At 40.3% G+C, this 15,942-nt stretch carries 19 protein-coding genes; 16 read left to right on the top strand and 3 right to left on the bottom strand.

The annotated features are described in order from the left end of the window. The first annotated feature begins 5 nt into the window (after nt 1–5). From IC619_RS07045 to IC619_RS07060, 4 genes are all read left to right on the top strand, one after another. A complete protein-coding gene (locus IC619_RS07045; RefSeq protein ID WP_224749520.1) occupies nt 6–734 on the top strand; it encodes a glycerophosphodiester phosphodiesterase in 729 nt (242 codons plus the stop codon). 66 nt (nt 735–800) lie between these two features. Then, complete coding sequence (locus IC619_RS07050) at nt 801–1,631, top strand: deoxyribonuclease IV (protein WP_191139997.1); 831 nt, start codon at nt 801–803, stop codon at nt 1,629–1,631. 25 nt (nt 1,632–1,656) lie between these two features. Beyond that, nucleotides 1,657–1,929: a YlaH-like family protein gene (locus IC619_RS07055; RefSeq protein WP_249669733.1), complete on the top strand. Its 273-nt coding sequence runs from the start codon at nt 1,657–1,659 to the stop codon at nt 1,927–1,929. A 15-nt stretch (nt 1,930–1,944) separates the two neighbouring features. After that, nucleotides 1,945–2,232: a hypothetical protein gene (locus IC619_RS07060; protein ID WP_191139998.1), complete on the top strand. Its 288-nt coding sequence runs from the start codon at nt 1,945–1,947 to the stop codon at nt 2,230–2,232. Here IC619_RS07060 and IC619_RS17325 read toward each other — a convergent pair. Continuing rightward, nucleotides 2,215–2,373 (bottom strand): DUF2197 domain-containing protein, encoded by a 159-nt coding sequence (locus tag IC619_RS17325; RefSeq protein ID WP_191139999.1) that lies wholly within the window; start codon nt 2,371–2,373, stop codon nt 2,215–2,217. The genes IC619_RS07060 and IC619_RS17325 overlap by 18 nt on opposite strands. Nucleotides 2,374–2,474: 101 nt before the next feature. Beyond that, entirely contained in the window at nt 2,475–2,996 is a 522-nt protein-coding gene (locus IC619_RS07070; protein WP_191140000.1) for a YhcN/YlaJ family sporulation lipoprotein, read from the bottom strand. Nucleotides 2,997–3,090: 94 nt separating this feature from the next. Between IC619_RS07070 and IC619_RS07075 the strand changes: the two genes are divergently transcribed. The 8 genes from IC619_RS07075 to fabV all read left to right on the top strand — a co-directional run bounded on the left by IC619_RS07075 (nt 3,091) and on the right by fabV (nt 9,251). Next, nucleotides 3,091–3,723, top strand: coding sequence for an MBL fold metallo-hydrolase (locus IC619_RS07075; RefSeq protein ID WP_191140001.1), 633 nt, complete (start codon nt 3,091–3,093; stop codon nt 3,721–3,723). A 56-nt stretch (nt 3,724–3,779) separates the two neighbouring features. Further along, complete coding sequence (locus IC619_RS07080; RefSeq protein WP_191140002.1) at nt 3,780–4,364, top strand: TlpA family protein disulfide reductase; 585 nt, start codon at nt 3,780–3,782, stop codon at nt 4,362–4,364. A gap of 12 nt (nt 4,365–4,376) precedes the next feature. Continuing rightward, a complete protein-coding gene (locus IC619_RS07085) occupies nt 4,377–5,087 on the top strand; it encodes a cytochrome c biogenesis CcdA family protein (protein WP_191140003.1) in 711 nt (236 codons plus the stop codon). Between the two features lie 64 nt (nt 5,088–5,151). Beyond that, a complete protein-coding gene (resA, locus tag IC619_RS07090) occupies nt 5,152–5,682 on the top strand; it encodes a thiol-disulfide oxidoreductase ResA (RefSeq protein WP_191140004.1) in 531 nt (176 codons plus the stop codon). 16 nt (nt 5,683–5,698) lie between these two features. Then, on the top strand, nt 5,699–6,022 hold the full coding sequence (locus IC619_RS07095; protein ID WP_224749521.1) for a rhodanese-like domain-containing protein: 324 nt from the start codon (nt 5,699–5,701) through the stop codon (nt 6,020–6,022). 29 nt (nt 6,023–6,051) lie between these two features. Next, the gene (gene cysK, locus IC619_RS07100; RefSeq protein WP_430624106.1) at nt 6,052–6,954 is read left to right on the top strand and encodes a cysteine synthase A; all 903 of its coding nucleotides are present in this window, start codon (nt 6,052–6,054) and stop codon (nt 6,952–6,954) included. Nucleotides 6,955–6,963: 9 nt separating this feature from the next. Continuing rightward, the gene (locus IC619_RS07105) at nt 6,964–8,052 is read left to right on the top strand and encodes a class I SAM-dependent methyltransferase (RefSeq protein WP_191140006.1); all 1,089 of its coding nucleotides are present in this window, start codon (nt 6,964–6,966) and stop codon (nt 8,050–8,052) included. A 5-nt stretch (nt 8,053–8,057) separates the two neighbouring features. After that, nucleotides 8,058–9,251 (top strand): enoyl-ACP reductase FabV, encoded by a 1,194-nt coding sequence (fabV, locus tag IC619_RS07110; RefSeq protein ID WP_191140185.1) that lies wholly within the window; start codon nt 8,058–8,060, stop codon nt 9,249–9,251. 58 nt (nt 9,252–9,309) lie between these two features. Here fabV and IC619_RS07115 read toward each other — a convergent pair whose 3' ends face one another. Beyond that, nucleotides 9,310–9,606 carry a DUF2626 family protein gene (locus tag IC619_RS07115; protein ID WP_347239769.1) on the bottom strand — a complete coding sequence of 99 codons (297 nt, stop codon included), beginning with the start codon at nt 9,604–9,606 and terminating at the stop codon, nt 9,310–9,312. A gap of 43 nt (nt 9,607–9,649) precedes the next feature. Here IC619_RS07115 and IC619_RS07120 point away from each other — a divergent pair, with 43 nt between their 5' ends. The 4 genes from IC619_RS07120 (at nt 9,650) to IC619_RS07135 (ending at nt 15,938) form a co-directional block, all read left to right on the top strand. Next, nucleotides 9,650–10,429 (top strand): enoyl-CoA hydratase/isomerase family protein, encoded by a 780-nt coding sequence (locus IC619_RS07120; RefSeq protein WP_191140007.1) that lies wholly within the window; start codon nt 9,650–9,652, stop codon nt 10,427–10,429. Between the two features lie 1,941 nt (nt 10,430–12,370). Beyond that, nucleotides 12,371–13,069, top strand: coding sequence for a CRISPR-associated endoribonuclease Cas6 (locus IC619_RS07125; protein WP_191140008.1), 699 nt, complete (start codon nt 12,371–12,373; stop codon nt 13,067–13,069). 15 nt (nt 13,070–13,084) lie between these two features. Continuing rightward, on the top strand, nt 13,085–14,992 hold the full coding sequence (locus IC619_RS07130; RefSeq protein ID WP_191140009.1) for a hypothetical protein: 1,908 nt from the start codon (nt 13,085–13,087) through the stop codon (nt 14,990–14,992). Nucleotide 14,993: 1 nt separating this feature from the next. Beyond that, the gene (locus IC619_RS07135; protein WP_249669776.1) at nt 14,994–15,938 is read left to right on the top strand and encodes a type I CRISPR-associated protein Cas7; all 945 of its coding nucleotides are present in this window, start codon (nt 14,994–14,996) and stop codon (nt 15,936–15,938) included. Nucleotides 15,939–15,942 lie beyond the last annotated feature (4 nt).

Here is a 15,942-nt window from a genome sequence, read left to right on the forward strand (position 1 = left end):
TCGGATTGAAAAAAACCAAGAATATGGCGCATCGTGGTTTTTCTGCTCAATATCCGGAAAATACGATGGTGGCATTTGAACAAGCACGCTTAGCAGGTGCAGATGGTTTTGAGATTGACGTTCACTTAACAAAAGATGGTCAAATTGTCGTCATACATGATGAAAAAGTAGATCGCACGACCAATGGAACAGGCTGGATTAAAGATCTAACTTGGGAACAGATTAAGGAACTGGATAGCGGATCATGGTTCCATTCGCAATTCGCAAGCGAGCAGATTCCAAGTCTACAAGATGTTCTTCAATATGTGTATAGGCACGGGTTGATGTTAAACATAGAACTAAAAAACAATATTGTACCGTACCCAAGCTTAGAAGAAAAATTGATTCAGGAAATCATTCATTTTGGGTTAGAAGATCAGGTATATCTTTCTACTTTCAATCATCATAGCTTGCATGTGCTTAAAGAAATCGCTCCTACCATTCAAAGTGCCGCCCTATATGTGGCACGTATGTATCAACCTTGGCAGTATGCGAATCTGATCGGTGTCGAAGCGATCCATCCTCATTATCAGTCGATTACAGATTCAGATATTAAACAATGCCACGAACAGGGTCTGAAGGTGAGAGCTTGGACAGTGGATGATGAAACGCAGATGCAAAGGTTGCTACTTGCTGAAATTGATGCGATTGTCACCAATGTACCCGATCGACTTGCTCAACTACAAGCGGTTTAGATTTCAAGTTTCAGAAAGAAAAGGTGGCGCCTGCTTGTGGCGCCATCTGCATGAAGGAGGAACATGATGCAAATCGGATGTCATATTAGTGTAGCGAAAGGGTTTGAAAAGGCTGCTAAAAAAGCACATTTACTAGGTGCTGAATCCTTTCAAGTATTTACTAAGAACCCGCGTGGTCTTAGACCCAAAAAACTAAACGAGAATGATGCAGCGAAGGGGAAAGCTTATTGTGAGGAGCACGGAATCACGCTGGTTTGTCATACCCCTTACATTACCAATTTGTCAACGCCCAAAGAAGATCTACATGAGGTTACGATTCGCTCGATTAAAGAAGACCTTAAAATTGCTGAAGCATTTGGTGCAATCGGTGCGGTCGTGCATTGTGGCAAGCATGTAGGCGAAGGTGAAACTTATGGGAAACAACGCATGATTGAAACCTTAAATATCATTCTAGAAGATTACCAAGGGACGACCAAGCTCTTGTTAGAAAATACAGCAGGACAAGGAACTGAGCTAGGATTACAGATCGATGATCTGATGGAGATCCGCAATGGGCTAGATCATCCCGAAAAAGTAGGTTTCTGCTTCGATACGTGTCATGGGTTTGCAGCGGGCATGTGGAATCATGCGTTATTTGAAGAAATGATTGATAAGATGCAGACAAGTGGCTATTTAGAAGCGCTTGTTGCGATCCATTTCAATGATAGCAAGACCCCTTTTAACAGTCATAAAGATCGTCATGAGAAAATTGGAAAAGGTGAGATCGGAGAATCAGCTCTATCCTTATTTTTACGGGCGCCTCAGTTTGAAAAACTGCCATTTATCTTAGAAACGCCTGTACAAGATGAAGTGGAATATGAAGCTGAAATTCAATACCTACACACACTCCGAAGCTAGTTTGCATAAGAAAGGAAGACACGACATGTACAGAGACGTGATGATATGGATCAATGAGCTACCCTACCAAGTGGTCTATCTCATAATTGTGATCCTAGCGAGTATCGTCTATAAATTAGCCTTCGCACGAAAACTACCATTGCTTAAAAGTATAATGGTTTATATCTTTTTAGCGATTGGATGCGTGATATTATTCGTATTTCATTATATGGGTTTCCCAATCATGGTTGCGATGTTACTCACAATCATAATGGTTGTGGTGACACGAGTACGTTTGTCCTTTGTGAAGCGAGACTAATAGAGGAGGAATGACATGCAACTTCGAGATGCACTTTTTAATTGGTTGCAGATTCAAATCGTTTGGGAAGCGAGATCAAGTGATAATGCAGCACAGGAGACGGTACAATTTTTCGAGGGGATCCTGGGTCAAGATCACAAAGTGCGGGACATTCATAAAAAAATCGACCAACATGAATATGTAGTCGATTATGTAGAAGACGGAACCGTAAAAACCATGCGTTTTCCGCGTGAACAAGCAGATCAATTACTACAAGATATTATGATGGAACCGAAGTATAACGCTTCATGTGATGGAGTCTGATCGACGAGCGGTTACCTGTGTGGTAATACGCGCTTTACATTTAGGGCAAATCTGAATCTTATGGGGATGTTTTAAGATTTTTTTGCGTGTAATGGGATCTGGAACAAACCTAGTGTCGCATAAAATGCAACGAACATTCATTAAATCGTCATTCCTTTTTCACTTGAGATTATAGGTAAAAGTGAGAGTCAGTCTCACCTTTACCTATTTCTCTATATCATATAGTAAAAGAAAGCGATTAGCTATGATTTTTCCGGTAACTCCTTCTTCTGTTGCTTCGGTACTTCTTTGGATGGTTGGGGTGAAATGCGACTTACAATTTCAGCCATTTCTTCGATGATACCGCTGATGGGTTTCCCATCTTGAAAATCCTCATTGATTGCTTTGATGCGGTTCGTCAAATCGATATCAGCAGTAACCAACACATTAGACCCCTTGGGATCTTCTTTAATGGCTTGTGCCACGGTGTACTTGAGCGTCCCGACTTTACCTCGCTCATAACCTGCTTCTACATCAAGACCCACAAGCGAGTAAGGGCCTATGGATAGTGCTGTGGCATTTTTCACCCCAGGTATTTGCGTGGCAATGGAAACCAGACGCTGTGCAACGGCTTCTGGAGACTCGTTTTTTTGTGGTGTAAGGTTAGAATACTGTACTTTTTCTACTTGAGGTGAAGGTGTAGAAGTTTCGTTTTTGGAAGCACACCCAAGTAGAAGAAATGTGGATATAATGGAAATGAAACTTATTTTGATCCATCTTTTCATTGAATACACCGTCCTTTTCCGGATGATCATATGGTTATCCTGTCCGGAGTGATGATGGTTCATGCATAATATTTAAAAAGTGAGGGGAACTGAGATGGAAATCGAAAAATTTGAGTTAGGACCTGTCATGACAAATGCCTACTTGGTATATGATGAAACAAAGGGGACAGGGGTTGTCATCGATCCCGGTATGAACCCAGATCGACTCATAGACAGAATCTCTGATTTGAAACTCAAGATCGAAGCGATTTTATTAACACATGCCCATCTGGATCACATCGGTGGCCTAGAAGAAGTACGTACACGCTTTAAAGCACCTGTCTATATTCATGAGTTAGAGCAGTCGTGGTTGTCTGAGCCTAAGCTAAATGGTTCAGCCTTTTTTCCAGGGTTCACACCCATCGTATGTAAACCAGCTGAAAATACCTTGACAGGGACCGAAACACTCTCCTTATTAGATGAACAGATTCAAGTTTTACATACACCGGGGCATACACCGGGCAGTGTCACTTTTTATTGGGATGGGCTTGCTTTTAGTGGGGATGCTTTATTTCAAAATTCGATCGGGAGAACAGATTTACCAGGAGGAGATTACGATATCTTGATGAAATCGATTCGTAACACCTTGATGGAAATGCCCGATGAAACGAGAGTCTTAAGTGGTCATGGTCCAGAAACGACGATAGGCCGGGAACGCGTTCACAATCCATTTGTCACAGGAATGTAAGGAGTGATGTGTTTATCACTCCTTTTCCTGTTCCATAATGGTGAGGAGATTGAAAAATGAAGGAGTATCGTCATATGCAGATTAGAAATATACTCATTTTTCTTCTGATTGGCATCGCCATTGCGCTTACCATAGGGGTATATATGGTGCAAGAAGACAAGGACGAGCTACAAGCTTCAATCCAGTGTACAGGTGAAATTGGACTTGAAGTTGGCAATTGTGCACCTGATTTTATGTTAACGACAATAGACGGAGAAAGCCTTCGTTTATCAGAATCAAATGGTAAGCCGACCTTTATCAATTTCTGGGCAACTTGGTGTGGTTATTGTAGAGATGAGATGCCATTTATTCAAAAGGCATTTGAGCAGTACAAGGATCAGATTCATTTTTATATGGTAAATGCAACTTCAACAGAAACGAGCTTAGCTGATGTCAAGAAGTACTTAGATGATCATCAGTACAGCTTTCCTGTCTTATTAGATCCAAAGAAAGAGAATCAAACCGTGACTTTTGGTCAATACGAAGCCATAGGCTTACCTATGTCTTTTTTGATCGATCGCGAAGGACGAATCGTTCAAAAAGTGGGAGGGGCTTTGGAGGAAAAAAAGTTTATACAGATGTTAAAACAAGTAATGAAATAGGGAGAAGATAGGATGGATGAGCTCTCTTTGTGGGTGGCATTTGCTGCGGGGGTACTATCGTTTATCTCACCGTGTTGCTTACCACTATACCCGTCGTATTTATCATATATTACAGGAGTTTCCGTAGCGCAACTGACCGATCAGGATCGCTCACAAGCATTAAAACGCAACTTACTGATACACACGATTTTCTTTATGATTGGTTTTTCGATCATTTTTTATAGCTTAGCGTTTGCACTTAGCTTTGTAGGTGACTTTTTTAAAACTTATCAAGATCTCATTCGTATGCTAGGTGCGATCTTAATCTTTGCAATGGGACTTGTGATGTTAGGCGTATTTCAGCCTAAATTTATGATGAAGGAAAGACGTTTAAATATTAAAACCAAAGGAGTCGGGTACCTGAGTTCGACTTTGGTAGGGGTGATTTTCTCAGCAGGATGGACTCCTTGTATGGGGCCGATTGTGATCTTAATTGTGGGACTTGCTGCAACGAATCCTGAAATGGCCTTTATATATATGACTGCCTATATCCTTGGTTTTGCAATTCCCTTCATTGTCATGGCCTTTTTTATTGGACGAACCAAGTGGATTTTGCGTTATTCAAATACCATTATGAAAATCGGTGGCGGCATTATGCTGATTTTAGCCTTACTCCTTTACTTTGATCAAATGACAGCGATTATCGTATGGATGCAAAAAGTAACTGGTTTTTCTGGGTTTTAATGCTGAAATGGTGCCCCCATTTCAGCTTTTCTTTAGGATATGGTACAATCGAGAGGTGAACACGATGAATAAACAAACACGTTATTGGGTCAGACGTATTTTATTTGGGATCATGATTGGAATGATCGCATTTACACTGTATCGGATATTGACAGAAGATCAAGCAAAAGTAGATGTGGGAGATCAAGCCCCTGATTTTACTTTACAAACCTTAGATGGAAATCAGGTTAAACTTAGTGAACTAAAAGGAAAAGCCGTTATGCTTAACTTCTGGGGAACTTGGTGTAAGCCTTGTCGTGAAGAAATGCCTGCGATGCAAGATGCATATAATAAATACCACAAGCTTGGGTTTGAAATTGTTGCTATTAATGTGGGGGAGACAGAAGTAGCTGTACAACAATTTGTAGACCAATACAAACTAAGCTTCCCAACCGTTTTAGATGAAGAGAAAGAAGTTCAGAGACAGTATGATGTAGGTCCCCTACCAAGCTCATTCTTTATCTCGTCAGAAGGTGTTATTGTAAATAAAATAGAAGGAGCACTTGACCTACAGCGTTTAGAATATTATGTGACTCAAATCTTACCGCAAAAATAGGAAGGGGTAAAAAATCATGCGTACTTTTGAAGAGCTAGAGGCGTCAAAATTAAGCAAGTTAAAGAACGAAGAAAGAGATCAGTATATATGGGTGGATGTGCGGACAGAAGAAGAGTATGCGGAGGGTCATATTCCAAATACGATACATATTCCACACGATGAAGTGGAAGCACGTGTTACAGAGCTTGAATCATACAAAGAGAAAGAACTCATACTGGTATGTAGAAGCGGACGTCGTAGCGAGTATGCTGCGGAAATATTAGCTGAGAAGGGCTTTAAAAACTTGTACAATTTTAAAGGAGGAATGCTTGAATGGACAGGTCCAGTCAAGCACAAATAAAGCGTACTTCACTTCGTGTCGTAAACCACATGAATGAATTGATCGGGCAGACTCCCGTTGTAAAATTAAATCGTCTTACAGAAGAAAATGATGCCACTGTATATGTGAAATTGGAAAAATTTAATCCAGGCGGTAGTGTGAAAGATCGAACAGCTTCTCATATGCTAAAGCGGGCAGAAGAATTGGGATATTTGTTACCGCATTCTACCATTATCGAGCCAACAAGTGGGAATACCGGTGTGGGTTTAGCACTGATGGGGGCTTTAAATAACTACAAAACGATTTTAGTGATGCCAGATACTGCGAGTGATGAGCGAATCAATCTTTTAAAAGCGTATGGCGCTCAAGTTGTTTTATCACCTGGAGAAGAGCGCATGCCAGGTGCAATTCGGATTGCCAAAGCCATTATGAAGGAAGTGCCGCATGCCTTTATGCCACTGCAGTTTGAAAATCAATTTAATCCTGAGGTGCATCAGTTGACTACGGGCCCCGAAATTTTAGCGCAAATGAATGGAGAACTAGATGCCTTTATTGCGACGGCTGGTACTGGTGGAACGATTACAGGGACAGGTGAATATTTGAGAAAGCATCTTTCTCATCTCTATATAGGAGTAGTTGAACCCGTAAACTCGCCCGTATTAGCTGGTGGGTGTCCAGGCTCTCACCGTATTCCAGGTACATCACCGGGATTTATACCCCCCATACTTAATCGATCGATTTATGATCATATCTACCATGTAAGCGATGAGGCCGCTGCTGCAACAGCTCGTCAGCTAGCACGTCAAGAAGCGATTCTAGTCGGGCCGTCATCTGGTGCATCTGTGTGGGCAGCGTTACAGGTTGCCAAGCAACTGGGAGCAGGAAAAAAAGTGCTCTGTATGGCACCGGATACCGGAGAGCGCTACTTGAGTACAGATATTTTTACAGCTTGAGGAGGGATTTTGCTGTCATTAAAGCCATTTTTAATCGAGCAAATCGAGAGGACGCCTAATAGAGCCATCACCTTTGCCGATTATATGGCGCACTGTCTCTATCATCCCCATGATGGTTACTATCAGCGGCGGAAGCAAAAACTAGGCAAACAAGGTGACTTTTATACCAATGCCCATGTAGGGGATATTTATGGTGAGGTGCTCAGTCGTTTCTTTTGGAAACAACTTGCATCTCATACCCGTTTAAAAGATTGGACGATCGTTGAGGTGGGAGCAGGTGATGGTCGGCTGGTAGCTCAACTGATAGCAGGTTTCGCTCATTTAGGAGGCGCAATCGATGATGTCCAAATTTATTTGGTGGAAACCAGCCCCTATCACCGCGCCGTTCAGCAAGCATACCTGGCAAAATTAGGTGCACAGATCAATTGGGTAGAAAAGATAGCCGACATCCCGCAAAACACCTATTCTTTTATTTATAGCAATGAATTGCTCGATGCGATGCCCGTCCACCGCCTCAAACAAGAAAAAGGTCAACTGAAAGCGGTATATGTTACATACGATCAGCAATATGACGACTGGCAAGAAGTATGGCTGTCTGCTCCATCAATCTGTCATGATCGATTAGAAGCATTAGGTGTTTCTTTAGCTGAAGGGGAAGAGATTGAATTCTCGACGCAGGCGTTAGAGTGGTTGGAAACCGCTTATCACTGGATGGAAAGAGGCGCGATCTGTACCATTGATTATGGTTTGACACATCAGTCTAGCTCTATTCGTGCCTACCGGGATCATCAACTTATCGACGATTGGTATCGATATCCGGGAGAGGTAGATTTAACTTACAATGTGAATTTTGAGTTTTTAGAGAAATGGGGAGAAAGGTTAGGGCTCACTACTTTACTTTCTAAATCACAGTCTCAATTTTTGCTTGAAGCAGGCATTTTGAAGTGGATGCTACATGAAGGGGCGCGCGATCCATTTAGCCCTGAAGCCAAGCGAAATCGTGCCATCACACAATTGATACATCCAGATACAATGGGAGATCGTTTTCATGTTCTTTGGCAAGGGAAAAATTTAAAATTTTTGAAGGAAGAGGGATGACACATATGATTATAAAGCCTAAATTCCGAGGGTTTATCTGTACAACAGCCCACCCTGAAGGTTGTCAAGCGCAAGTTGAAGAACAGATTCGCTATGTATTGGAGCAAAACAAAATATCGGGGCCAAAAAATGTTCTCATTATAGGTGCATCGACGGGTTATGGACTTGCTTCACGTATTGTATCCACATTTGGTTGTGGAGCAAATACGATTGGTGTATCATTTGAGCGTCCGAGTAGTGGAAAACGTACTGCTACAGCAGGATGGTATAATACAGCCGCTTTTGAAAAAAATGCGAGGCAGGCGGGTGTAAAGGCATATAGCATAAATGGTGATGCGTTTTCAGATGAAATTAAGCAAGAGACGATCGCCCTCATTCAAGCAGAGATGGGGCAAGTTGATTTAGTGATCTATAGTTTAGCCTCTCCTAAGCGAACCCATCCACATACAGGGGAACAGCTCAATTCGGTTCTAAAACCGATTGGACAATCTTACACCAATAAAAATGTAGACTTCCACACGGGCGAAATTAAGTCATTAACCGTTGAGCCAGCAACTGAAGAAGAAATCCGTCAGACCATTGCAGTGATGGGCGGAGAAGACTGGCAGATGTGGATCGACGCGTTAGATCAAGCTGATGTACTAGCAGAGGGGGTTACCACACTAGCCTATTCCTATATCGGTCCGGCTTTGACCCATCCCATTTATCGCGAAGGTACAGTGGGGAGAGCGAAAGACCATTTAGAAGAAACCGCACAAATCTTGCAGCGGAAATTGGAAGCCAAGCAAGGACGGGCTTTTGTGTCCATTAATAAGGCTTTGGTGACGCAGTCTAGTGCAGCGATTCCCGTCGTACCACTGTATGTATCGCTCTTATATCGCATTATGAAAGAAGAAGGATTACATGAAGGATGTATCGAACAAATTTATCGCCTTTTTGCAGAAGAAATTTTTGGGGGCTCTTTACCGCATTTGGATGCTAAAGGGAGAATTCGCATTGATAACTTAGAAATGAGAGAGCATGTACAGGCTGAAGTGGACAAGCGTTGGGATACCGTCACCGATCAAAACTTAGTCGCTTTATCTGATATCGAAGGGTATCGAAAAGAGTTTTTCCAGTTATTTGGATTTGAAGTAGCGGGCATCGATTATGAGCAGGAAACAAACGCGGATGTTGCGATACCTAGTATCGATAAATAATGTAAAGCAAGACAAATCCCGATCTTGTTGATGAGATCGGGATTACTTATGACTTGCTTTACATCATAAATGTGGAATAGTAAACCATACCAGTAAATGAAACGAGCATATAAGCACCAAATAGGTACAAGTATGTTTTTTCAGTAAGTCCTAAGTAGCCTAAAATGACAAAAATAGCTGTTTGAACTGCAAAAAGTGCAGCCGGAATATACATATGCCCAGCTAAAAACATAAGTGAAAATATGAGACACCAAAAACCTAATACGGCAAACATGCGACCCATTCCCGTCATGTTACGCTCACTCCTTCCTAAAGCCATAACTTCAAATAAATAAGGGCACGGTTCAACACACATATTATACCCTCATAACTAAGGTCTATCAAGCAGGAGAGATGGGATGTTCATAATGAATACACTTATTACACATAAAAAGGATGGAATTGGATGGATTCAATTTCATCGACCAGCAGTTCGAAATGCCGTCAATCAAGAGATGATGGCGGAGTTAGAGCACGTGATCACCGAATGGGAGCAAGATGAAACGCTACAGGTGGTCGTACTTTACGGAGATGAAAAAGCATTCGTTTCAGGTGGTGACGTTGAAGCGTTCCACCAAATTCATACAAAAGAAGAAATATACCCTGTAATGAAACGAATGGGTGATCTATTACAGCGCATATCTGAACTGAAATGCATCACCATTGCCGCAGTGGAAGGTATTGCAGTTGGTGGGGGCTGTGAGGTTGTGACTAGTTGTGATTTTTGCTTGGCATCAAAAAAAGCCAAGTTCGGCATGATTCAATCACGAATCGCTATCACGACTGGCTGGGGTGGAGCAAGTCGATTAATGAATAAGATAGGCAAGCCTAATGCACTGAAAATGTTGATTACAGGTGAAGTCATAGATGTGGAGCGCGCAAAGGAAATGCAACTCGTCGATGAAGTGATTGAGTCATCGCATTTTTTGGAGGAGGTACAAGTCTTTGCCCAGCAATTTGTATTACCTAGTCCGATGATAGGCCGTGCATACAAAGAAGTGGCATTAGCACTGGAACAAGGAACACCCTTATCCGCATTTGCCAAGATTGAAGCCACAAATTGCGCCGACTGCTGGGAAGCCGAGGAACACGTGCAAGCCGTTGAGCGCTTTTTAGCGAAACGGAATAAAGTGGACTAAAAAAGGATCAAAGAGGTCGTTGCGACCTCTTCATCCTCAACCATCACCGCTAAAACCATCCGGTGGGTCATGGTGTGTGCGTTGCGGAAATATGATCAACTGCTAATAAGAGCAGGCTAGATGGAAAAACAACGAAAATAAGTGTGCACCGCAATTTGATCCCAACCTCATTGAAGTTAAAAACGCTCAAACCCTTTGATATATAAGGAGTTTGAACGTTTATTTGCCAGTTCACAAAAACAAACCTAGAGATTGGGATAAAACTGTCAAATCTCTTGCAAACTCAGTGTTTTTCCAGTATTGTAGAAAATAAGATTCCAGTGTTTATCGGGGTTGAACATTAACATAGGATGTATATAAACGTGTGGATGAAAAGTCGGGAGTAGCCCTCAGACGAAGTAGGGAGCTCTCAGCTTCTATGAGGTTGAACAATAACATAAGATGTATTTAAACAAATACGTCCCGTCTAACCATATGCTAAGATCGTTGTTGAACAATAACATAGGGAGTATTCAATTCCAATGCTTCGATTCGAGTACCTGCTTTGATTTTATATTGAACATTTAAAAATCCTTTCATCCTCTCCTAGATATTAGAGATTTGAAGTGGTGTTGGCAAGGCTTTTACTACACTATTGTATAAAAATAGGTGTGCATTGTTCGGTTTTCGAACTATGCACTTTTAATTTTCATTTCCATTTGATCGTTTAATTTTACGCATTTTATCAGACAATACGTATTAATGCCCTTATTGAAACCATTTGAATTTTAATGTTTTTTGTTACCCAGGGTCTTCGCCTCGCTAGGAATTAATTGCGTTAGTTCATTCAAAGCGATAAAGATATCCTATAAATTACTATCGAGTAAAAGTATTGCCTGCTTTTATCGTCGTGTTTTGTCTTCAATAGGTAACGCTGACAGCGGTTCTCTTTGACGAATCCCTCCCTGTGAATGACTAATAAATATTACTTTTTTTCAGAAAGAAAGATTAACCTAATAATTTATTAGGGGCATGAAGGGATTAAGAAGCAGGTATCAATTATACACGGGTTAGTTAATTTTATCTGATTAGAAATGTGTGATGATAAGATTTGATATACAATCTATTTGAATAGTGTTGAGATTAAGGTGAAGAAAGATGATGCAAAATTTAAAATCGATGCTAGTAATGCAAATGCTACTGTTAAGAAGCTGAATACCAACTTGAAATACTTTTTGTTCATTTTTTTCATTTCGATTCCCCTTTTTATAAGATCAATTAAAGATGATGTTTAAAAGTACCTTTATATAATTCTGAATATATACTGTACTGTGTTTGTTGTCAATTAGATTCTCAATGCATAAAAAAGTAAGTTTATTCAAAAAAAAGAAACTTTAACTTTGTGACTTATTGAAAAAATATCCAATAGTGGCTCCGTGTTCTGAATCATGGCTGTCATATAGTGATACAATTCAAGTCTTTTTACTTTAAAGTACAATTAGATTTTTCTTGATGTGGGAATGATAACAATATGAGATATTCAATAAAAGTAGCGGCCCTGGTTATCCAAAATATAAACATAGTTTGAAATTAGATCATAGAACCTCTTGCAAATTCATTACTTTTTCAGTATTGTAGGGGTTAAGGAACTGAATTGATTAACTGGGAACCATAACATAAGGTGTATTTAAATTCTTTTATTGATCTTGCACGTTTTTGACGTGTTTTAGTTGAACCATAACATAAGATGTAACTTAATTCTCTTTCATGTTCAGATGCTTCTAATCATTTTAAATCAAGCTACCCTCATTAGTAGATATAGAGGGTTTTTTTATTTCTCTATAATATGCACAGAAAAATAAAAACTAATTTTAAATCATTGACAAAATATAACTATATTGCTATTTTTGAATTAGATTTGTTGTGAAATTGAATGATGTAATGCTTTAGGAGGATGTTGAGTTGGGGTATGATGAACTGACGGTCACGGTGATGGTTCGTGAAGATTTGTATTACCAAAATGTGCAAGCTGCTTTAGGGAGTTATCTGAATCGTAGTATGCTTCAGATGGAGCGATTAAAACAACGCCATGCCGAGCGGGCATCGAAGCTGTATGTCTTTTCTGGGTTATATCCAGTAGAGCGTAAGACGAAAATTTACCGCAAGGGTGCAGTTTATATTTTTCGAGTGCGAAGTTTAGATTCAGAGTTTTTGGAGTTAATGGAGAAATGCATACGCAAGCAGAAAGATGCGCATTTTGAATGCCTTGCGATCGAAAAGCATCGCGTGAGAGATCGGATGATTCAAGAACTATATTCGATCACGCCCTTCATTGTAACGGTGAATAATCAGCCGTGGCTTCAGCCGCATGGGGATATCGATGTCTTAATAGAACGACTCGAGTCCAATGCAGAAAAAAAATATCAAGATGCTTTCCAAAATAAATTAGATTCTTCCCATTTTATTGAACGTATTGAGTTGATCAATGAAAAGCCACTCGCCATATCATATAAAGGGATACGTCTACTCGGAAACAAAGTGCGTATTGCTGTAGCGAGTGAGCCACAAGCACAGAAATTGGCCTATACGGCATTAGGTGCAGGTTTAGGTGAAAAAGGCTCTTCAGTGGGAGCTGGATTTTGCTTCGCCAATTTTAGCTAGGTGAGGGGGAAGTACATGTTAAGAGATCTGGTTCCGCAATTTACGATTACCTGTGCAGAAAATCCAGATTTGGTAAATGATCATCATAAATTGGCAGAGGGTCTGTATATCCGTCTGTCTTTACACGAACCCTTTCATGAAATCAAAGATAAAGATTACGTGGTGATCAAGCCCAAAGATCAAGGTGATCATGCCGCCAAGTCAGAATTGTGGCGTTGGTTCAGAAGTCGCGATCGGCTTAGTATGATGTTAAATGCGAACAAAGCAATTGATCGTGGCAAAAAAATACATAATGTTCATTTTATGGCACTAATTGCTAAAAAAGATAGCTTAATGGGTAGCGATAAAGTGAAGCCGGTGATAGACCAAACTTATGTGAAGCAATTTCTGAGTGGTATCCTCGAAAAACCACAAGCCAAAATGATGGATCTCTTTCCGATCAATGCGCGCAAAAAAGCAGAACGAATCGCACAGGAAGAAGTGCGCGAGCGTTTTTTTCAAGAAAAGTTCCCTGAACTTTTTGCGCATTTATCCTCAGAAAAGCGGCGTAAGATTCATCACGAAGTACTGCAATTTTGGGAAAATAATTTCGAGCAAGTGTTGGAAGAAACGAAAAAAATAGCGCAATCAAAACATGTGAAAAACTATATTAAATTGTTTTTTCAAATTGAGGATAATAAAGATGAATCACTTTATGATTTAGAATACCAAGCTTATCTCTTTCCAAATATCTTTAATGTGAATGATTACAATGCGGTGGTCGATGATACCCTACTGGGTTTACCAAGTACAGATGTGAATATGAATGCAAAGAAACCCTTTCTTGAACTAAAAACAATGAAAACAAAGGTTCCCACACGTGTGTCTCTGACTGAGGCTGTAGCTGGACAAGAGATGTACCAGTGGTTACAAAATAAGGGGAAGTTTAAGGAAATCCGCTTGCCGACTCATGATCCATTTGATGGGCAAATTGCCCATGAAAGTAAGAGACGTGTAGCTGAAGGTGCTTATTACTTAAGCTTAGATAAAAACGGAAGTGTAGATTACTTTGACCATGTTCCGTTCCTACCGAAAGAGAAACAAATAATTTGTATGGAAGATATCTTACAGATTGGATTCAAGCAAAAAGATAAGTCCATGTTAAAGGATTATCCAGAATTAAATAAGGAAAAGGGACAAATAAGACAGGAGATTAGCCGCCTTTTCTTCGGAAACGCTCTACCTCGAAATTTACTCGGCTCTGATACACCTAAAGCAATCGTAAATGTGTTTACATCTGAAATGGTTTCGATCTTTGTGCGATCAAGACAAGCTTTATTCGATTATTTGGTCAAAGGATTGGATGAAACGATTGTACCTTTTTTGCGTATGTATGCTTTAAGATTAATTGAAATTCAGATCCTACAATGTATGCAAGGGCTTTCTTACGATAAAATGGCGGATGCTTTTCACTTGCGCCTAGCTTTATTGAAAGAGGTTAATCCCGAGGAGGGCGAAACTATGGTTGATCGAATGAAAGAAGTATACGGTACGATAAAAGCAAAACTGACGCTGACAGATGAGGTATGTGTATGCGAGCGTGATGAGGAGTTTTTCTTTTTAGCAGGGCAGCTGGGTTATTATTTGCTGTATCAATCTGAGAAAGATGATAAGACATACGGTTTAGCAGAACCGATATTAAGAGCGCGTAACCCTAAAATGTTGAAGCAAAAGTTAGGAGATTTATTTGATGTTTATAAGCATAAAATCTCTCTTGAACATCGACGATTCAAAACGGCGATGGCGATGGTTCAAAGTTATCAGACAGATGCCAAGTTAGACGGAGAAAATAAGGAGATGCTTATGGCGGGTTTATTAGCCAATAATCTTTTTCTAGAGAAGAGCAAGGAAAATGTGAATAAGGAGGAGACGTTACGTGGCTAAAATGGAAAAACGCGTGTATGGGTTAGTTGGAGTGGGATCCTATATGTCAAATTGGAATGCGGACTTCACAGGACGTCCCAAATCGATTAGTGATGGCGGCATATTTGGTAGTGATAAAGCACTTAAATATAGTGTGAAAAATTACTGGGTGCAGCTCGGTGAGAAGGTCCTTTATTACAAGTCTTTTATCATTCCGAAAAAAGGGGATGACAAAGAAAAATTACAGCCCAGAGACTTAATCGAGCGTTATCATGAAATATTTGAAACGGAACTAACGGATAAGACTTCATCCAAAGAAGTGTTAAAGCATCTTTTCTCAGCAGTCGATGTGCTCAACTTCGGTGCGACTTTTGCCGTTAAAAAACAAAATATCTCGTTGACTGGTGTCGTTCAAATTGGACAAGGTCACAATAAATATGAAGAATCTGAGGTAGAAGTGCAAGACATTTTATCTCCTTTTCGTAACTCTAAGAAAGGGAATGCCGATGCTTCTTCGTTAGGGAAAAAAATAGTCAGTAATGAAGCACACTACTTGTATCCATTCAGTGTCAATCCACACCATTATGATGAATATATCCCACTTATTGAGGGGTTCGAGGGTTATACTGTAGAAGCATATGAAAAATTACGAGAAGGATTCTTACGCGGTGCGACAGCCTTAAATACCAATAGTAAGGCCGGATGTGAAAATGAGTTTGCACTGTTTGTAACGTGTGTAGCGGGATCTCGTTTATATTTACCGCAGTTAGATGCCTATGTTAAAGTGACCCAAGCAGATAATGGCAAAGTGACGTATGATTGTGATGCACTAAGTTCATTCTTAGAATCAGTTCAAACAGAGATTGAGTCGATTGAACTCTTTTATAATCCATATCGGATTCATGTGACCCATATGCCAGATTTTATCACGACCAGACATCTATATACCAACGAAGTGCTTACTTAAGGAC

This window comes from Polycladospora coralii (assembly GCF_014773435.2).
In the GTDB taxonomy this organism is placed as follows: domain Bacteria; phylum Bacillota; class Bacilli; order Thermoactinomycetales; family Thermoactinomycetaceae; genus Polycladospora; species Polycladospora coralii.